The 17495-nt window shown below is 70.8% G+C and carries 15 protein-coding genes; 4 read left to right on the top strand and 11 right to left on the bottom strand.

The features are described 5' to 3' along the window. Positions 1-46: 46 nt before the first annotated feature. The 4 genes from IE124_RS08765 to IE124_RS08750 all read right to left on the bottom strand — a co-directional run bounded on the left by IE124_RS08765 (position 47) and on the right by IE124_RS08750 (position 4108). Positions 47-673 (bottom strand): HAD family hydrolase, encoded by a 627-nt coding sequence (locus tag IE124_RS08765; RefSeq protein ID WP_268246709.1) that lies wholly within the window; start codon positions 671-673, stop codon positions 47-49. A gap of 65 nt (positions 674-738) precedes the next feature. Next, positions 739-2937, bottom strand: coding sequence for an FG-GAP repeat domain-containing protein (locus IE124_RS08760; protein WP_189506562.1), 2199 nt, complete (start codon positions 2935-2937; stop codon positions 739-741). A gap of 62 nt (positions 2938-2999) precedes the next feature. Further along, positions 3000-3248 (bottom strand): DUF397 domain-containing protein, encoded by a 249-nt coding sequence (locus IE124_RS08755; RefSeq protein WP_189506560.1) that lies wholly within the window; start codon positions 3246-3248, stop codon positions 3000-3002. Beyond that, entirely contained in the window at positions 3245-4108 is an 864-nt protein-coding gene (locus IE124_RS08750; RefSeq protein WP_189506558.1) for a helix-turn-helix domain-containing protein, read from the bottom strand. Before IE124_RS08750 ends, IE124_RS08755 begins: the two co-directional genes overlap by 4 nt. A gap of 91 nt (positions 4109-4199) precedes the next feature. On the opposite strand from IE124_RS08750, the gene IE124_RS08745 reads away from it, so the two are divergent. Then, complete coding sequence (locus tag IE124_RS08745; protein WP_189506556.1) at positions 4200-4610, top strand: ATP-binding protein; 411 nt, start codon at positions 4200-4202, stop codon at positions 4608-4610. A gap of 276 nt (positions 4611-4886) precedes the next feature. Here the strand turns inward: IE124_RS08745 and IE124_RS08740 are convergent, their stop codons facing one another. From IE124_RS08740 to IE124_RS08715, 6 genes are all read right to left on the bottom strand, one after another. Continuing rightward, entirely contained in the window at positions 4887-7139 is a 2253-nt protein-coding gene (locus IE124_RS08740; protein WP_189506554.1) for an FG-GAP repeat domain-containing protein, read from the bottom strand. Between the two features lie 99 nt (positions 7140-7238). Further along, positions 7239-9512, bottom strand: coding sequence for an FG-GAP-like repeat-containing protein (locus IE124_RS35320; RefSeq protein WP_189506552.1), 2274 nt, complete (start codon positions 9510-9512; stop codon positions 7239-7241). 101 nt (positions 9513-9613) lie between these two features. Then, positions 9614-10306, bottom strand: a complete 693-nt coding sequence (locus IE124_RS08730) for an FG-GAP repeat domain-containing protein (protein ID WP_229832290.1) — start codon at positions 10304-10306, stop codon at positions 9614-9616. A 154-nt stretch (positions 10307-10460) separates the two neighbouring features. Then, positions 10461-12746, bottom strand: a complete 2286-nt coding sequence (locus tag IE124_RS08725) for an FG-GAP repeat domain-containing protein (RefSeq protein ID WP_189506548.1) — start codon at positions 12744-12746, stop codon at positions 10461-10463. 114 nt (positions 12747-12860) lie between these two features. Then, positions 12861-13376, bottom strand: coding sequence for a mycothiol transferase (locus IE124_RS08720; RefSeq protein ID WP_189506546.1), 516 nt, complete (start codon positions 13374-13376; stop codon positions 12861-12863). Beyond that, entirely contained in the window at positions 13373-13777 is a 405-nt protein-coding gene (locus IE124_RS08715) for a DnaJ family domain-containing protein (RefSeq protein ID WP_189506544.1), read from the bottom strand. The genes IE124_RS08720 and IE124_RS08715 overlap by 4 nt, the downstream gene beginning before the upstream one ends. Positions 13778-13908: 131 nt before the next feature. On the opposite strand from IE124_RS08715, the gene IE124_RS08710 reads away from it, so the two are divergent. Beyond that, a complete protein-coding gene (locus IE124_RS08710) occupies positions 13909-14745 on the top strand; it encodes a M23 family metallopeptidase (protein WP_189506543.1) in 837 nt (278 codons plus the stop codon). Between the two features lie 109 nt (positions 14746-14854). On the opposite strand, the gene IE124_RS08705 is transcribed toward IE124_RS08710, so the two are convergent. After that, complete coding sequence (locus IE124_RS08705; protein ID WP_030208785.1) at positions 14855-15058, bottom strand: cold-shock protein; 204 nt, start codon at positions 15056-15058, stop codon at positions 14855-14857. A 293-nt stretch (positions 15059-15351) separates the two neighbouring features. Here IE124_RS08705 and IE124_RS08700 point away from each other — a divergent pair, with 293 nt between their 5' ends. Next, the gene (locus IE124_RS08700) at positions 15352-16233 is read left to right on the top strand and encodes a menaquinone biosynthetic enzyme MqnA/MqnD family protein (protein WP_150267271.1); all 882 of its coding nucleotides are present in this window, start codon (positions 15352-15354) and stop codon (positions 16231-16233) included. Positions 16234-16291: 58 nt separating this feature from the next. Next, positions 16292-17491 (top strand): cyclic dehypoxanthinyl futalosine synthase, encoded by a 1200-nt coding sequence (mqnC, locus tag IE124_RS08695; RefSeq protein WP_189506541.1) that lies wholly within the window; start codon positions 16292-16294, stop codon positions 17489-17491. Positions 17492-17495: the final 4 nt, after the last annotated feature.

Genomic DNA, 17495 nt, shown 5'->3' with positions numbered 1-17495 from the left:
ACCGATACGTTCCCTGTGACCCGCCTCACAGTGCGCGTGCGCAGGGCTACGTCAGCGTCGCCAGGATGTGCGGAGCCGCCTCGGCGAGGGTGGCGAAGTGGCGTTGGGCGCCCGCCACTTGATCGGGGCCGTTCACCGACCAGACCGTCATCCCGGCGGCGAGCCCCGAGTGGACCCCGGAGGGCGCGTCCTCGATGACCAGGCACTCCGCCGGGTCCGCGCCCAGCTTCTCGGCCGCGAGGAGGTACGGGACGGGGGACGGCTTCCCCTCGGTCACCGAGGCCGCGTCCACGATCAGCCCCGGCAGCGGCAGCCCGGTCCGCTCGAACCGCCCCCGCACCCGGTGCTCGTAGTTCGACGTGACGATCGCCCACCGGTCCGCCGGAAGTCCCCCGAGCAGCTCGGCGGCCCCGTCGAAGGCCGCGTACGAGCCCGTACGGACGTCCTCGTCCTCCAGCGCGTGCAGCAGGGCGAGGCACTCGTCCGGGTCGTGCCCGGGGGCGACGGCCGCGAAGGTCTCGACCGGCCGCGTCCGCAGGGCCACGGCGTACACCGCATCCCCGTCGAGCCCGTATCGGGCGGCCCACTCGTGCCACATGCGCCGCTGGTCGGCGACGGCGTCCATGAGGGTCCCGTCGACGTCGAAGAGTACGAAGGTGCTGGTGGAGGTCACGCCCCGGATGCTACGGCGAGCCGTCCGGGGCGCGACCGCCCGGGCGTCGCGCTACTGGGGGAGCGTCACGACACCGACGTGAACCTGGTCCCCTCGCCCGCGTACAGCGAGGTCACGGTCTTCGTGAACGGCGCCGCCCACGAACCCGTCCCGAGGAAGACGTGCGTCCCCGCCGACCCGTAGGCGACGAGGTCGTTCCGGCCGTCGTTGTTCGCGTCGCCGACGCCCACCATCTGGCTGTAACCGCCCCAGCCCGTACCGATCTTCGTCCGGGCCGCGAACGTCCCGTCGCCCTTCCCGAGGTACAGCCACAGCACGCCCGCCGCGTCCCGTGCGACGAGGTCGCCGGCGACTCCGCCGGCGATGTTCCCGACGGCCGTCAGCTGGTTGTAGACGCCCCAGCCGGACCCGACCTTCACCCGGCCCGCGTACGGCGCGGTGGAGCTGCCCGTGCCCTTGTAGAACCACAGCACGCCGGACGCGTCGGTGGCGACGAGGTCGGCCTTGCCGTCACCGTTGAGGTCGGACCCGCCGGCGAGCTTGTTGTAGATGCCCCAGCCGGGACCGACCTTGATCCGGGTGCCGAAGGTGCCGTCGCCCTTGCCGGGGTAGTTCCACAGCACCCCGGCCGTGTCCCGCCCGAGGACGTCGCCGACGGCGGAGCCGCCGTTGTTCCCGGCCGCCTCGATCAGGTTGTACGTGTTCCACCCCGTACCGATCTTCACGCGGGGCTTCGCCGGCGTCACCTGACCGCCCACCGGCCAGTCGAGCAGGTCGTCCCGCCACAGCACGCCCGAAGCGTCCCGTGCGAGCAGGTCCGGCGAGCCGTTGTCGTTGAAGTCGTGCGGGTTGGCCTTGCGGACGACCTTGAAGGCGCCGGAGGCGTATCCCGGGTACCCGATGCCGTTGGCCGGCGTGAGGGTGACCTGCCAGGTGTAGTCGCCGTTCGGGGCGCTGGCCCCGTCGACGAGCCCGTCCCAGGTGAGCCGCGCGGGGGCGGCGGGCCGCGTGAGCCGCTTCGTGAACGTCTTCCCGGTCACGGTGTGCCGCAGGGTGACGTCCATGTTCACGTTGTACCGCGAGAGTTCCCACTCCATGGCGACCTGACCGCCGTTGCGGTCGAGCTCGGCCACGGCGGGGACGGTGCTGCGGAGGACGGCCGGGTTGGTCGACGCGCCGGGGGTGGCCGCGATCAGCGAGGCCTGCGGATAGCCGCCTTCCGCGATCTTGAACAGCCCCTCGCCGTCGGACGCCTTCCCGCCCTGGACGTAGACGCTGCCGTCGGGTGCGGTCGACGTCGACGTGAAGTGGTCGAGCAGCGTCATCTTCTCGCCCGTGAGGACGTTGTGCGCGGTGAGCGCGTACTGCGGGTTGGGAGTGGGGGCGGTGAGCCCGCCCGGCACCCCGTACAGCACCCAGTCGCCGTTGAACCCGACGACGACCCCGCTCTTGCCCGCGCCAAGGGAGATGCGTGTGAAGGGCTCGAACTCGCTCCGCTTCTCCACGGCCACCCGTGTGACGCCGTCCACGTGCTCCGTCCAGGCGCTGTACGTCGGGCTGATGGCGGCGGTGACGGTGGCCGGGTCGAAGGCCTGCGTGCTCCGCTCGGGCCGCATGAAGTTGCCGGTGATGTCCGTCAGCGCGCGGTAGTACCCGGTCTGGCCGAAGCCGGCGGGCTGCGTGAAGAACACGAACACGGTGGAGAGCGAGTCCGCCGCGACCTTGTAGGTGGTGGCGGTGGGGTGGGTCGAGATCTGCTCCTGCTGCTGCACGCCGTTCACACGGGTGAGCCGGTAGAGGTCGTTGCCCTCGTACCGGTTGGGGACGCTGAGGTAGAGCGTCGAGCCGGCCGCCCCGACGACCGTGTACTCCGTCCCGATCCCGGTCGGCTCCACGTAGGTCGTGAACATGCTGACGCTCATGTCCCGCAGGACGAAACGATTCCCCTCACGGGTGATGACCGTGTCCGAGCGGCTCTTGTAGGCGAGCGTCCCCGGAATCGGCGTCCTGTTGCCGTCGGCGAACCGCGTCCACGTCAGCTCGGTCCCACCCGCGCCGTCGTCCTTCGAGGTGAGGAACCCGGTGCTCCCGGAACTGACGAGCTTCTCGCCGGCCGGAAGCGTGATGCTCGCGTCCTGCGTCGCCGCTGCGACGGCCGCCTCGGCGACCGGAGCGGTGACCAGCGTCCCGCCGACGGCGGAGACGGCGAGCACGGCGGTGACGGCCACGGCGAGCCGACGGCCGCGTATGTGCGCGTGGTTCATGGTGTGTTGCCCCCCTGCGAAGCGGGCGCGGAGCTACACGACACCGTGCCCGCTAACGATCTTTACGATTCCTCCGCAGCGTACGAGACGAAGGCGGCCCACGTCGCGGGGGTGACGGCGAGTCGGGGGCCGTGGGGGACCTTGGAGTCGCGGAGGTGGACGGTGGTGGGGTGGGCGGCGACTTCGATGCAGTTGCCGCCCTCGCCGCCGCTGTAGCTGGACTTCCGCCAGTCGTAGGCGATCTCGATGCAGTTGCCGCCCTCGCCGTCGCTGTAGCTGCTCTTGAACCAGGCCAGATCCGTGGTGCTCATAGCTCTCCCAGCATCTTCTCGATCAACTCCAGGGACTCGTGTGGCGTGAGTGCCTGCGCCCGGATGATCCCATAGCGCTCGGTGTACATGCGCACCTCTTCCGGGTCGGTGATCAGCCGAGGATGTCCGTAGCTCTCGGTGTACGCGACCTCCCGTCGCCCCTTGGGCGTGAGAAGGGTGAACGCCCCACCGAGAGCCGGGTGTTCCTCGCGGTCGATGGGCATGACCTGGAGGTGTACGGTCCGCATCCGGGCGACCTCGACGAGGCGCCGTAGCTGCTTGCGGAAGGCGTCCCGGCCGCCCAGCGGGCGGCGCAGCACCGCCTCCTCGATCACGAAGCTCATCGTCGGCGAGGGCCACCTTTCCAGGATGACCTGACGGGCGAGGCGGTCGGCCAACCGCGTTCCGATCGTCTCCTCGTCGTAGAGGGGACGTCGATGGCGGAACACGCTCTCCGCATAGCTGGGAGTCTGCAGAATGCCCGGCACGGCCTGCACTTCGTAGTAGTGCAACGCCACCGCCTCCGCCTCGGCCTTCGCGAAGCTCCGGAACCAGTCCGGATGCCGCACCCGTGCCTTGGCCAGCGCCTCCCGCACGTCGTCCACCGCCGCGATCAGCACCCCACCCGCGTTCAACACCGGGTCCACCCGCACCAGGAAGTCCGGCTGGGGAGTCCGTACGCCCCGCTCGATCGAGGAGATCAGGTCCTCGCTGCAATGGGTGATCTCCGCCAGCTCCGTCTGGCTCAGGCCCGCGTTCTTCCGCAGGACCTTGATGATCTTCCCGAGCGCACGAAACAGGTGCGCCGTACCGTCCACCTCGGAGGGCCGTTCCGGCCGCTCCTCCACGTTCCCCGACATCCGTACCGCCCTCTTGGCGCACCCGTACAGTGACTCAGCGTCGTCGCGTCGCTGCTGTTCAGGGTAGGTCGCGGCCAGCAGGCTCTGGGGCATGAAGTCCGAAACGACCACTCCAACCGGTGAGTTCACGCTCCGGCTCTCGGCCACGCGCCGGGGCGCGCGGCTGGCGCGGCTACTCGCCGTACAGCAGCTCCACGACTGGGGCGTGACCGGCTCCGCCGCCGAGGCGGCCGAGCAGGTCGTCGCCGAGCTCGCCAACAACGCCGCCCTGCACGGCCGGGTGCGGGGGCGGGATTTCGAGGTGCGGATGGAGCGCGGCGACGAGCACGTACGGATCGAGCTCTCCGACGCGCGGGGCGAGCGCCGCCCGTCACCGGCCGGGCAGCCCGACGAGGGCGGCTACGGGCTGGTGCTGGTGGCCGCCCTGTCCACCACGTGGGGCGTGAAGGACCGGTCCGTCGGCAAGACGGTCTGGGCGGCCGTCCCGCTCGTCTGCCGGTAGCTCCGGGGTCGGTACGGCGTCGGGCGTCCGTGGGCGAGGTCCGCCGGGAGCGGGGTGGCCGACCCGAGGGCGAACGGCACGCGCCAGTCGCCGCTGCCGCCGTACACGACGACCTCGTCGCCGCGGCCGGCGACGAGGTGACGCCGACGGCGACGGGCGGACAAACGGTTTTGCACGGTGAAGTACCCCCAGGACGACCGGGCGTGGCGTGCCACGCCCGGTCGGAGGGTGATCAGTGGTTGTACGACTCTTCGGCCGCGTGGGGCGGTGGGCGGGTCAGAACATCAGGGAGCCGTCGCGGACGAACCGCCGCGACGCGTCGATCCGCTCCTCCTTCGGGAAGGGGTTCCGCCAGTCGCCGCTGCCGGGGTAGAAGAGGAGGCTGCCGGTGTCGCCGCCGGTCACATGACGGACGACGAGGTCGGAACGGCCGTCGCGGTCGGCGTCACCGACGGCGATCAGGTCGGTGTAGTAGCCCCAGTTGCCGCTGATCCGGGTCCGGGCCGCGAAGGTGCCGTCGCCCTTGCCGAGGTAGAGCCAGTCGTCGCCGTTCCTGTCGCGGGCGATGAGGTCTCCGGCGGGGCCGCCGCCGATGTTCCCGGTGGCGGTGATCTTGTTGTAGATGCCCCAGCCGCCGCCGACCTTCACGCGCGGCCGGAAGGGCGAGGTGGGGGAGCCCGTGCCCTTGTAGACCCACAGGACGCCGGCCTTGTCGGCGGCCAGGAGGTCGCGGCGGCCGTCTCCGCTGACGTCGAGGCCGGCGGTGAGGTGGTTGTAGATCCCCCAGCCGCCGCCCACCCTCGTACGCGTCTTGAAGGGGACGGACGGGTTGCCGGTGCCCTGGTACGACCACAGCACGCCGTCCCTGTCCCGGCCGAGCAGGTCGGCGTGGACGGAGCCGCCCAGGTTTCCGGGGGTGACGATCCGGTCGTACGTGTCCCAGCCGGATCCGACGACGACCTCCGACAGCGGGGCCGTCGTGTTGCTGTCCAGGACCTGTCGGGCGTCGAAGACGGAGAGCCGGCCGCCGTTGCGGAAGAGCAGGTCGGGCGAGGTGCTGTTCGAGAAGTCGTGGTCCGCCGGCCGGCCGATGACCCTGAGCGAGCCCTTCAGCTCCGCCTTCTCGCCGATCCCGTTGCAGGGCACGGTCGTCAGTCGCCAGGTGTAGTCGCCGTTGTGGACGGCCGTGCCGTTGTCGAAGGTGCCGTCCCAGTTCAGGCTGACGGCCCCCTGCGTGGCCGTGCCGCCCAGGGTCGCGCGGGCCCCCGTCGCCGTGTGCGTCAGCTCCAGGGTCACCTTCCCGAGGCTGCTGCCGCTGCCCTGCACCTTCAGCGGCACGCCGTTCTTGGCGACGGAGAAGTCGACGGTCGCGGGGATCGTCACGCCGGTGACCGTGTACACGAGGGGGCGGCCCGTGCTCGCGACGAGGGTGGCGGCCGGTTCGCCGTCCGCGCCCACGGTGAGCCGGTAGAGGCCCTCGCCCTGCGCGAGCGTGGCGCCCTGGACGAGGAGGGTGTCGTCGCCGGTGGGGACGACACGGTGCACGAGGTCGAGGAGCTTGACCGTGCGGCCGTCGGTCAGCGAGCGGACCGTCAGGGCGTGCAGGGGGTTGGGCTCGGCCTTCGCGAACCCTCGCGGATCGCCGTACGCCACCCAGTCGTCGCCCAGGACCCCGAGCGCCAGCGACGCGTCCGAGCCCACGGGGACCCGCGTGGCGCCCTCCTGGCCGCGCTTGGCCAGCCAGAGGGCCGTGGTGGTGTCGCGGGCGTACTCGCCCCAGATCACATGGGTGGCGGAGGCGGTCACGTCGGGGCTCGCGATGCCATCGGTGAGCACCCGGTTCTCCGCGACCTTGGCCGTGGCGACGTCCACGAGGAGCGCGCGCAGGACGCTCTGGGTGGCGTCCCAGTAGCGGACGAGCAGCTCGCCCGGCGCGACCGGGTGGTAATAGCGGACGGAGGTGGTGGCGGGAACCCCGGAGACCTTGCGGTTCAGGAGGGTCCCGTCGGCCGCCTTGGCGACGAGGTGGACGTCCGAGCCGCCCCCGGCGCGCGGGACCTCCATGACGAGGGTCGAGCCCTCGGCCCGTACGAGCCTTGCGGTCGCACCGACCGAGGTGGTGTCGATGACGACGGGGGCGGCGCCCGTGGCCATGTCGTACAGGTGGTGCGTCGCCCCGTTGACCCTCTTCACGATCACGTCCGAGCCGGCGCTGCCCTCGTACGTGCCCGCGGGCAGGAGGGTGGTGACGCCGTCCTTGTACCGCGTCCATCGGTACTCCGACTGCCCGCCGGAGGGGGCGGCCCAGCGGACGGACAGGAAGCCCGTCGGTCCGTTGCCGATCACGGACGAGTTCGGCAGGAGCGCGGCGACGCTCTCCTGGGCCGTACCGCTCGAAACGGCGGCCGTCGTCCCGGTGGTGGCGAGGGCCACGCCCGACGTGAGCGTGCCCGCGCAGGCGGCGGCGAGGGCTACGGCGACGGCCGCGGTGAGGTGGCGGCGACGACGGGCGGACAAACGGTTCTGCACGGTGAATTACCCCCAAGACAACCGGGCGTGGCGAGTGCCACGCCCGGTTGGACCCGTGATCGGGATCAAGGGTTGTACGGCCTCGCCTGCTTGTTCGGGCTAGGCGATCAGGTTGATGTCGGGCGAGCCCCCGACGAAGACCGGGATGCCGGTGCGGACCCCGATGGGCGCCGAGAGGTTGCCCGTGCCCGGGTAGTAGAACGATCCGCTCGGGCCGTACGCCAGGACGTCGTTGCGGCCGTCGCCGTTGACGTCGCCGGAGCCGACCAGGTGGGGGTAGGCGCCCCAGCCGCCGCCGACGCGCACGCGGCTGCCGAGGGCGGTGCCGCCCGTGCCCGGGTAGAGCCAGAGGACGCCGCCGGTGTCGCGGGCGAGGAGGTCGCCGTGCGCGGTGCCGCCGAGGTTGCCGACGGCGGTGATCTGGTTCATGGTGCCCCAGCCGCCGCCGACCTTGGTCCGGGCGCCGTAGGGCGCGCGCCAGTTGCCCGTGCCCTTGTAGGCCCAGAGGACGCCGGTGGTGTCGGTGGCGAGGAGGTCGGCCCAGCCGTCGCCGTTGACGTCACTGCCGCCGGTGATCTTGTTGTACGTGTTCCAGCCGGTGCCGATCTTCGTCCGGGCCGCGAAGGTGCCGTCGCCCTTGCCGAGGTACAGCCAGAGCGCGCCGTCCCGGTCCCGGGCGACGACGTCGGAGACGGGCCCGCCGGCGACGTTCCCGACGGCCTCGATCTGGGTGTAGGCGTTCCAGCCGGAGCCGAGCAGCTTGTGCTCGGAGGTGGGGACGCCGTCCTCCGTACGGAAGTTGAGGACGTCGTCGCGCCACAGCCGGCCCGAGGGGTCGCGGGACAGGATGTCCGGGGTGCCGTTGTCGCTGTAGTCGTGCAGCGCGGCCTTGCGGACCACCTTGAAGGTGCCGGTCTTCGTCAGCTCCGGGCCGATGCCGCTGTTCGGCGTGGCGCGGAACTCCCAGGTGTAGTCGCCGTTGAAGGCGGCGGTCCAGTCGGTCTGCCCCGACCAGTTGACCGTGACCTTGTTCCCGGTGCTCGTGTTGCCGACCGTGGTCCTGAAGTCGATCTTCTGGGACTTCCCGGTGCGGACGTGCCGCAGGGTGAGCGAGCCCTGGACATAGGAATGGGTCAGGACGAAGTTGAAGGTGGCCCGGCCGCCGTTCTTGTCGAGGTCGACCGTGGCGGGGATGTCGTGGGAGACGAGACCGAGCGCCGTCGGGGCGTTCGTGGTCGCGACCATCTCGACGGTCGGCGCGCCGTTCTCGCCGTTCGGGGTGATCCGGTAGACGCCCTCGCCCTGGGCGAGCGTGCCGCCGCGCACGACGAGGGAGCCGTCGGGGGCGGTCGTCGCGGACTGGACGTGGTCGAGGAGCCGGACCAGCTCGCCACCGCCGACGGGGCGGGCCATCAGCGGGTAGAGCGCCGACGGGGACTCGGGGTTGCCGTAGTGCGTGCTGGAGTACGCCACCCAGTCGCCGAGGATGCTCGTCTGCAGGCCCGAGCCGCCGCCGAGGGGACCCAGGTCGGTGTACGTGGGCGTGTCGCCGCCGCCGCGCGGGGCGGTGGCGAGGCGGGCGCGGCCGTTGCCGAGGTACTCGACCCAGGTCCAGTGGGTCGCCGACGCGAAGGTGGAGTCGCGCGACGCCTGGGTGATCTCGGGGAGCTGCTCCACGATCTGGCCCGTGAGGGTGTCCAGGACGGCCACACCGTTGCGGACGTTGCCGACCGTCCCCGTCGTGTACCGGACGGTCGCCGTTCCGGGGGCGGTGACGGCGGCTCTGATGTAGCGGGCGTCGGACGGCAGCCCGGTCACGGGCGTGGACTTCGTGGAGCCGTTGGTGTTGCGGAGCAGGGCGAAGGTGGTGTCACCGGTTTCGTCGTCCTCGGTCGAGACCAGGAGCGCCGAGCCGAGGAAGGCACGTACGTAGGAGCCGTTGCTCAGCGAGATGGCCGGCCTGAGCATGTTGCCCGGCTGGGTCATGTCACGGACCGTGTACGAGAGCGAGGCGGCCTTGCTCTCGAAGACGATGTCGGAACTGTTGCCGGAGTAGGAGGTCTCCCGCGCGCTCAGGAGAGTGGTCGCGCCGGTCTCGTAGTTGGTCCAGCGGTATTCGTCCGTGTCCCCGGCGTAGTTCGGGACCGTGGTGAGGAAGCCGGTGGAGCCGGCGCTGACCATCCGCGAGTCGTTCGGGAGCGTGGCGAGGGCCGCCGTGTCCTGGGTGTTCTGCGTGGCGGTCGCGGGGGCCGCGTGGGCGGCCGGGACCACCGTCAGGGCCGTGCCGGCGGTGACGGCCAGGACGGCGACGACGGCGGCGGCGAGGTGCCGGCGGGGCGTCCGGGTCCGGGTGTACGAGCTGGAAATGGTCAAAGGATCGTTTCCTCTTGAGACGTGGGTGATCAAAGGGCGTGCTGGCACGCGGTGCTCGCGTACATGAGGAGCTCGGCTTCGCTCTCCTCCTTCTGACCGGGTCAGAACAGCCGCGAGTCGGTCTGGGCGAGCCGCGGCGACGTGAGGACGGATTCCACGGGCGAGAACGGAGCGCGCCAGTCGCCGGTGCCCGGGAAGAGGAAGAGCCGGCCCGCCGTGCCCTCGCCGCGGTGGCTGACCACGAGGTCGTTGCGGCCGTCGCGGTTGGCGTCGCCGACGGCGACGATGTCGTGGAACCAGTCCCAGCCGGTGTCGATCCGGGTCCGGCCGGTGAAGGTGCCGTCGCCCTTGCCGAGGTAGAGCCAGAGCTCGCCGGAGGTGTCGCGGGCGATGAGGTCTCCGGCGGGGCCGCCACCGATGTTCCCGGTGGCGGTGATCTTGTTGTAGACGCCCCAGCCGCCGCCGATCCGTACGGCCTTCGAGAAGGGCGCGGTGGCGGATCCGGTGCCCTTGTAGAGCCACAGGACACCGGTCTTGTCGGTGGCGAGGAGGTCGGGACGGCCGTCCCCGCTCATGTCGCCGCCCGCCGTGAGGAAGCCCGTCGCCCCGTGGCCGATGACCACGGAGTTCGGCAGGAGCGAAGCCACGCCCTGCTGCGTCGTGCTGCTCGAAACGGCCGTCGTCGCCGTGGCGGCGGCCGTCCCGCCCGTCGTGAACGTGCTCACGCACGCGGCGGCGAGCGCCACGGCGACGGCGGTGGTGAGGCGGCGACGGGACGAACCGGTGGGGGACAAGACGGAGTTCTCCCTCAAGTGATGTGGGTGCGGTGATCCACGCCGCACCCACATGACCTCCGATTGCGTCGCAAGGTTGTACGACTATCCGGAATGCCTCAGGACCGTCAGGCGTGGTGCCGTTCGGCACCCCGCCCGAGACATGAACGGGGTGTCAGATGACCGGGCTGTGGGCCGTCGAGCCCGGCAGGTAGACGCCGATGCTCGTGCGCGGGGCGAACGGCGCCGAGAGGTTCCCCGTCCCCCGGTGGAGGAACGAGCCGCCGCCCGGGCTGTACGCGAAGAGGTCGGCGCGGCCGTCGCGGTCGAAGTCGCCGGTGCCGACGAGCTGGGTGTAGCCGCCCCACCCGCCGCCGACGCGCACGCGCGTGCCGAACGTGCCGCTGCCCGTGCTCGGGTACAGCCAGAGGACACCGGTCGTGTCACGGGCGACGAGGTCGCCGTGGACGGTGCCGCCGAGGTTGCCGGTGGCGGTGATCTGGTTCATGACGCCCCAGCCGCCGCCGACCCGCGTCCGCGCGCCGTAGGGGGCCTGCCAGTTGCCCGTGCCCTTGTAGAGCCAGAGGACGCCGGAGGTGTCGGTGGCGAAGAGGTCGGCCTTGCCGTCGTTGTTGACGTCACTGCCGCCGGTGATCTTGTTGTACGCCTTCCAGCCGGTGCCGATCTTGGTGCGGGGCGCGAAGGTGCCGTCGCCCTTGCCGAGGTAGAGCCAGAGGACGCCGTCCTTGTCCCGGGCGACGAGGTCGCTCACGGGCGCGCCCGCGACGTTGCCGACGGCCTCGATCTGGTCGTAGATGTTCCAGCCGGATCCGAGCACCTTGTGGTCGGTCGTGGGGACGCCGTCCACGGAGACGCTGTTGTTGAGGTCGTCGCGCCACACCCGGCCGGCGGAGTCCCGGGCCAGGATGTCCGGGGTGCCGTTGTCGGAGAAGTCGTGCGCGGCGGCCTTGCGGACCACCTTGAGGGCGCCGGTCTTCCTCAGCTCGGGGCCGATGCCGCTGCGCGGCTTGAGGCGGAGGTCCCAGGTGTAGTCGCCGTTGAAGGCGGCGACGGAGGAGTAGGCGAGCTTGCCCGACCAGTCGACCGTGGCCTTGTTGTCCGGGTTGGCAGTCCCGTCCGTGGTCGAGATGAAGATCTGCTCGGTCTTGCCGGTGCGGGTGTGCCGCAGTGTGAACGAGCCATCCACGTTCGGCTGGGTCAGGGTCCAGCTGAACCTCGCGCCCTGGTTCTTGTCGAGGTCGACCACGGTCGGGGCGGCGTCCTGGGAGACGATCCCGAGTGCCGTCGGGGTGTTCGAGGTCGCGACCTTGGTGACGGTCGGCGCGCCGCCCGTTTCGTTGGCGGTGACCTTGTAGACGCCCTCGCCCTCGGTGAGGCTGCCGCCGCGCACGACGAGGGAGCCGTCGGTGTCCGAGACCGCGGAGACGACGTGGTCGAGGAGTTTGACCGGCGCCCCGCCGCCGAGGGGGCGGGCGGCCAGCGGGTAGTACGGCGACGGACCGGTGGACTGGAAGCCACCGACGCTGGTGTAGGTCACCCAGTCGCCCAGGAGGCCCGTGCGCATCGACGCGCCGCCGGTGACGAGGCCCAGGTCGATGGTGGTGGTCGCGCCGCCGCCGCGCGGGGCGGTGTGGAGGAGGGCGACGCGCTTCCCGCCGAGGTCCCCGTCGGGGTAGTCGTACTCGATCCACGACCAGTGGGTCGCGGAGAGCGCGACGTCGCCGAACTCCAGCGAGCTCGCCGGGCGCGTCTCCAGGACCTCGCCGGTCACGGTGTCCACGGCGGCCAGGTGGTAGCGGAGCGTTTCGGCGCGGCCCGTCTCGTACGCGATGACGGCCGTGCCGGGCGTCGTCAGGACGACCTTGATCAGGTTGGCGTCGCCGGGGATGCCGGGCACGGGCGTGGAGACCGGTGCGCCGGAGGGGCCCTTGCGGAGGATGGCGACGCTCACGGCGCCGGTGTTGCGGTCCTCGGTGGTGGTCACGAGCCCCGAGCCGATGGCCCCGTGCGCGTAGGTGCCGTTGTTCATCGAGACGCCGCCCGCGGAGGTGTTCGCCTGCGTCATGTCGTACATCGAGTACGAGAGCGAACCGGCCTGATGGCCCCAGACGATGTCCGAACCGGTGCCGAAGAAGGAGGTGTTCGGCTTGTTGAGGACGGTGGTGGAACCGTCTGCGTACTTCGTCCAGAGGAAGTCGGTGGTGTACGTGTCGTAGTGCTGGACCGTACTGAGGAAGCCGGTGGCCCCGGCACCGGTGACCCGCGCGTCCTGCGGGAGGGTGCCGATCGCCTCGGCCTTCTGTCCGACCGCCGGGCCGGGGGCGGGGGCCGCCGTGGCCGGGGTGGCGACGAGGGCCGTACCGGCCGTGAGCGCCAGGACGGCGGTGACGGCGGCGGCGAGGTGACGGCGGCGGTGACGGACGATCAAACGGTTCTGCAAGGTGAAGTCCCCCCATGGAAAGCCGAGATGGCCGATGGCACACCTGTTTGACTCACCATCACGATCTTTGGTTGTACGGCCGGAGGTCACCGCTCCCTGCGCCCCCGGCCCGCCTCACACCGCCGCGCGCCGCTCCACCACTCCCCGGACGAACGCCGCCTGCCCCGCGTGCTGGAGGTCGTCCGCGATCACCGAGACGAGCCGGACGCCCAGGGTGACCGGCGGGTCCCAGGCCGTGTCGACGACCCGGTCCAGGTCCGCGTTCGTCACCGTTCCGACCAGCTCCACCGTCCGCGCGTGCACGGCGTCGTGGTAGCCGAGCAGCAGCTCCGCCGGTGCCCGCACCGCGCCGACCTGGGCGCTCGTCTGCCCGTATCCCGTGGCCCGCCGGGAGAAGGGCAGGTCGAAGCGGCTCTCCCAGCCGTCCGCCACCCACAGCTGCTCCGTGTCGAAGGCGTCCGCGAGGTGGTCGTCCTGGATCCGGGTGAGGTGCCACACGAGCCAGGCGACCGAGTTGGCGTCCGGGTCGACCCGCGCCGCCAGCTCGTCCTCCGTCAGCCCCTCCACGGCCTCGTGGACGGTTTCCCGCACCCGCCCGAACGCATCGACCAGCAGACCGGCGCTGTTCACGGCAGCCTCCTCTCCGCCCGCCACCCCTCCAGCACCGCGTCGACGTCGAAGAGCGTCAGGTTCAGCGGCGGTCCGGCCGGCGGCCGGGCGAGGGCTTCGGCGATCTTGGTGTTGATCTCGCCGAGGATCCGGCGGACCTGGCTCTCCGAGACGGCCGCGGCCACCGCCTCCTCCGCGTCCTCGGCCTCCTTGCGCAGCGCCAGCGAGGGGGGCAGTACGGACGCGCCCTCGCTGTGCATCTTGCCCTTGATCCACCACAGCTCGTCGTACGGGGCGGAGTCGTCGGGCAGAGGCTGCCCGAAACCGGGCAGGCTGCGGAACTCGCCGCGCTCCGAGGCCTCCCGGATCTGCTTGTCGACGAAAGACTCGAAGCTCACACCCGGCGGTTTCCGTTCGGTCATGTGTCCAGCCTACGTAACAACGGCCGTACGAGTGTGGTCGTCGCGGACTACTGCGGCACGCGATCTTCCGGCACGCTGTGGTCCGTTCAACGCGCGTCGACCCTTGTCCCCACTCGGTTCCAGGAGGATGCATGCGTGCCCGGATCACTCCGCTCGGCACCCTGCTCGCGCTCGTCGCGGGCCTGCTCACCGCGCTCGTCACGACCACCCCCGCCCAGGCCGCGCCGCTCTTCAAGGCGCCCTACCCCTGCGGCCAGAAATGGACCTACAGCCACCACTCCGCCGAGGTCCGCCAGGCCCTCGACTTCATCCGCGCCGACGGCGGCGGCACGGCCGGCACCCCGGTCCTCGCCTCCGCGTCCGGCACCGCCTACCGCTACTCCCAGCCGAGCGGCGCGGGCAACTACATCGTGGTCGACCACGGCAGCGGCTGGAAGACGTACTACTTCCACCTCAACGCCTACTCCGTCGCCAACGGCGCCTGGGTCGCCCAGGGCCAGCAGATCGGAACCACCGGCTCCACCGGCAACAGCTCCGGCGCCCACATCCACTACGAGCAGCTCTACAACGGCGTCGGCCAGCCCATCGTCATCAACGGCGCCTCCCTCGCCCCCTACCCGGGCTCCTACGGATCCAAGTACCTGGCGAGCGACAACGGCTGCTCGGGCGGCGGAGGCGGAAAGTACTGGGTCGACACCTTCGCCAACGCCACGGGCTACGCCCAGGCCAACACCAACGACGCCCAGGGCGTGCTGAACGCGGGCACGAACTACGTCTACTGCAAGGTCTGGGGCCAGGAGGTCCGGGACGCCTCCGGGAACTTCAACCACTGGTGGCTGCGGACCGACCTCGACACCGTCTACGCCGGCAAGAACGGACGCGGAGCGTACGTCTCCGCCTACTACCTGTCGCGCTGGGGCAACGACGAGGCCCGTGACAACAACGGCACCGTGATCCCCACCTGCTGAGCCCTGGAGGAAGGGCCCGGAAAGAGGCAGGAGCCCCGCTCGTGCCGAGGCACGGAGCGGGGCTCCTTGGGTACTGCTCTAGTCCAGCGCTGACGCCGACCCGGGCAACTTAGGCCGGGGTGACGTTCTCCGCCTGCGGGCCCTTCGGGCCCTGCGTGACGTCGAAGGTCACGAGCTGGTTCTCCTCGAGCGAACGGAAGCCGTTCGCGTTGATCGCGGAGTAGTGGACGAAGACATCCGGGCCGCCGCCGTCCTGGGCGATGAAGCCGAAGCCCTTTTCAGCGTTGAACCACTTGACGGTTCCGGTAGCCATAAGCCCTCCTTGGGCCAAAGGGTTGCCCTGCTCCAGAACCTGCAAACAAGTCTGAAAACTACAAAAGCCTGCGGGTCACATGCTCCGCAGGCTCTGTACTGCAAGGGAAACCAAACTGCAACTTGCGTTGAGCGTAGCACGCAGGACGCGGCGGGCGGTAGAGGGAAAGATCACGTCGCCCACATGTTTGATCTGCGGTTCCGTCCCCATGGCGGACGACTCGCGCAACGCCCCGCGGCCGTGTCGCGCGCCCCGGCGATGCCCGCCGCACGCGACGGGTCTAGCCTCGCGATGTGGACAATGCAACCGATGACCACCAGCGCAGCCGGCCCCGCGTCGGACACATCCAGTTCCTGAACTGCCTGCCCCTTTACTGGGGGCTCGCGAGGACCGGAACGCTCCTCGATCTCGAGCTCACGAAGGACACCCCGGAGAAGCTCAGCGAGCGCCTCGTCAGAGGCGACCTCGACGTCGGCCCCATCACCCTCGTCGAGTACCTCCGCAACGCGGAGGACCTGGTCGCCCTGCCCGACATCGCCGTCGGCTGCGACGGCCCCGTCATGTCGTGCGTGATCGTCTCCCAGCGGCCGCTCCGGGAGCTGGACGGGGCCCGGGTGGCGCTCGGCTCCACCTCCCGCACCTCGGTGCGCCTCGCGCAGCTGCTCCTCGCCGAGCAGTACGGGGTGAAGCCCGACTACTACACGTGCCCGCCGGACCTCGGCGTGATGATGCAGGAGGCGGACGCGGCGGTCCTCATCGGCGACGCCGCGCTCCGGGCCTCGCTGCACGACGCCCCCCGCCTCGGGCTCCAGGTCCACGACCTGGGCCTCATGTGGAAGGAGTGGACCGGGCTGCCGTTCGTCTTCGCGGTGTGGGCGGCGCGCAAGGACTACCTGGCCCGCGAGCCGGAGACCGTCCGCGAGGTGCACCAGGCCTTCCTGGCCTCGCGCGACCTCTCCCTCGAAGAGGTCGCCAAGGTCGCCGAGCAGGCCGCCCGCTGGGAGACCTTCGACGCGGAGCTCCTGGAGCGGTACTTCCGTACGCTCGACTTCCGCTTCGGCCCGGAGCAGCTCGCGGGGGTCCGGGAGTTCGCCCGCCGCACCGGCCCGACGACCGGATTCCCGGCCGACGTGCGGGTCGAGCTGCTGGCGCCGAGCACCCTGCGGCAGCCGTGAGAAGCCCTGGCGTACGCTGGTTCGGTCGTTCAGAACCCCTCCGAAAGGGACGCACCCGGTGACCGAGAAGGCCGAACTGCAGTCCGTTCTCGACCGCGCAGCCGCGGGTGGCCGGATCACCCCCGAAGAGGCGCTCGACCTGTACCGCTCGGCGCCCCTGCACGCGCTGGGCGCCGCCGCCGACGCCGTGCGCCGCCGCCGGTACGCGGGTACCGAGCACATCGCGACGTACATCATCGAGCGGAACATCAACTACACGAACGTCTGCGTGACGGCGTGCAAGTTCTGCGCGTTCTACGCCGCGCCGAAGGACACGAAGAAGGGCTGGACCCGGGACCTCGACGACATCCTGCGCCGCTGCGCGGAGACCGTGGAGCTCGGCGGCACCCAGATCATGTTCCAGGGCGGCCACCACCCGGACTTCGGCGTCGAGTACTACGAGAAGCACTTCGCGGCCATCAAGAAGGACTTCCCGCAGCTCGTCATCCACTCCCTCGGCGCCTCCGAGGTCGAGCACATGGCGCGGATCTCCGGCGTCTCCGTCGAGGAGGCGATCACCCGGATCCACGAGGCCGGTCTCGACTCCTTCGCGGGCGCCGGCGCCGAGCTGCTCCCCGAGCGGCCGCGCAAGGCCATCGCGCCGCTCAAGGAGAGCGGCGAGCGCTGGCTGGAGATCATGGAGATCGCCCACAAGCTGGGCGTCGAGTCCACCTCCACGATGCTGATGGGCACCGGCGAGACGAACGCCGAGCGGATCGAGCACCTGCGCATGATCCGTGACACGCAGGACCGGACGGGCGGCTTCCGGGCCTTCATCCCGTACACGTACCAGCCCGAGAACAACCACCTCAAGGGCCGTACGCAGGCCACGCTCTTCGAGTACCTGCGGATGATCTCGATCGCGCGGCTCTTCCTGGACAACGTCGCCCACATCCAGGGCTCGTGGCTCACCACGGGCAAGGAGATCGGCCAGCTGACCCTGCACTACGGCGCGGACGACCTCGGCTCGATCATGCTGGAGGAGAACGTCGTCTCCTCGGCGGGCGCCAAGCACCGCTCGAACCTGCGCGAGATGATCGACATGATCCGCACGGCGGACCGCGTCCCGGCGCAGCGCAGCACGACGTACGAGCACCTCCTCGTCCACGAGGACCCGGCGAACGACCCGGTCGACGCCCGCGTCGCCTCGCACATCTCGTCCACGGCCATCGAGGGCGGCACGGCTCACCCCGAGCTGAAGCTCCTCGACGCCAACTGACGGC

The organism is Streptomyces narbonensis, from assembly GCF_014649015.1.
GTDB lineage: Bacteria > Actinomycetota > Actinomycetes > Streptomycetales > Streptomycetaceae > Streptomyces > Streptomyces narbonensis.
Note: the sequence above shows the minus strand (reverse complement) of the source record. Positions and strands in the feature narration are given on the sequence as shown.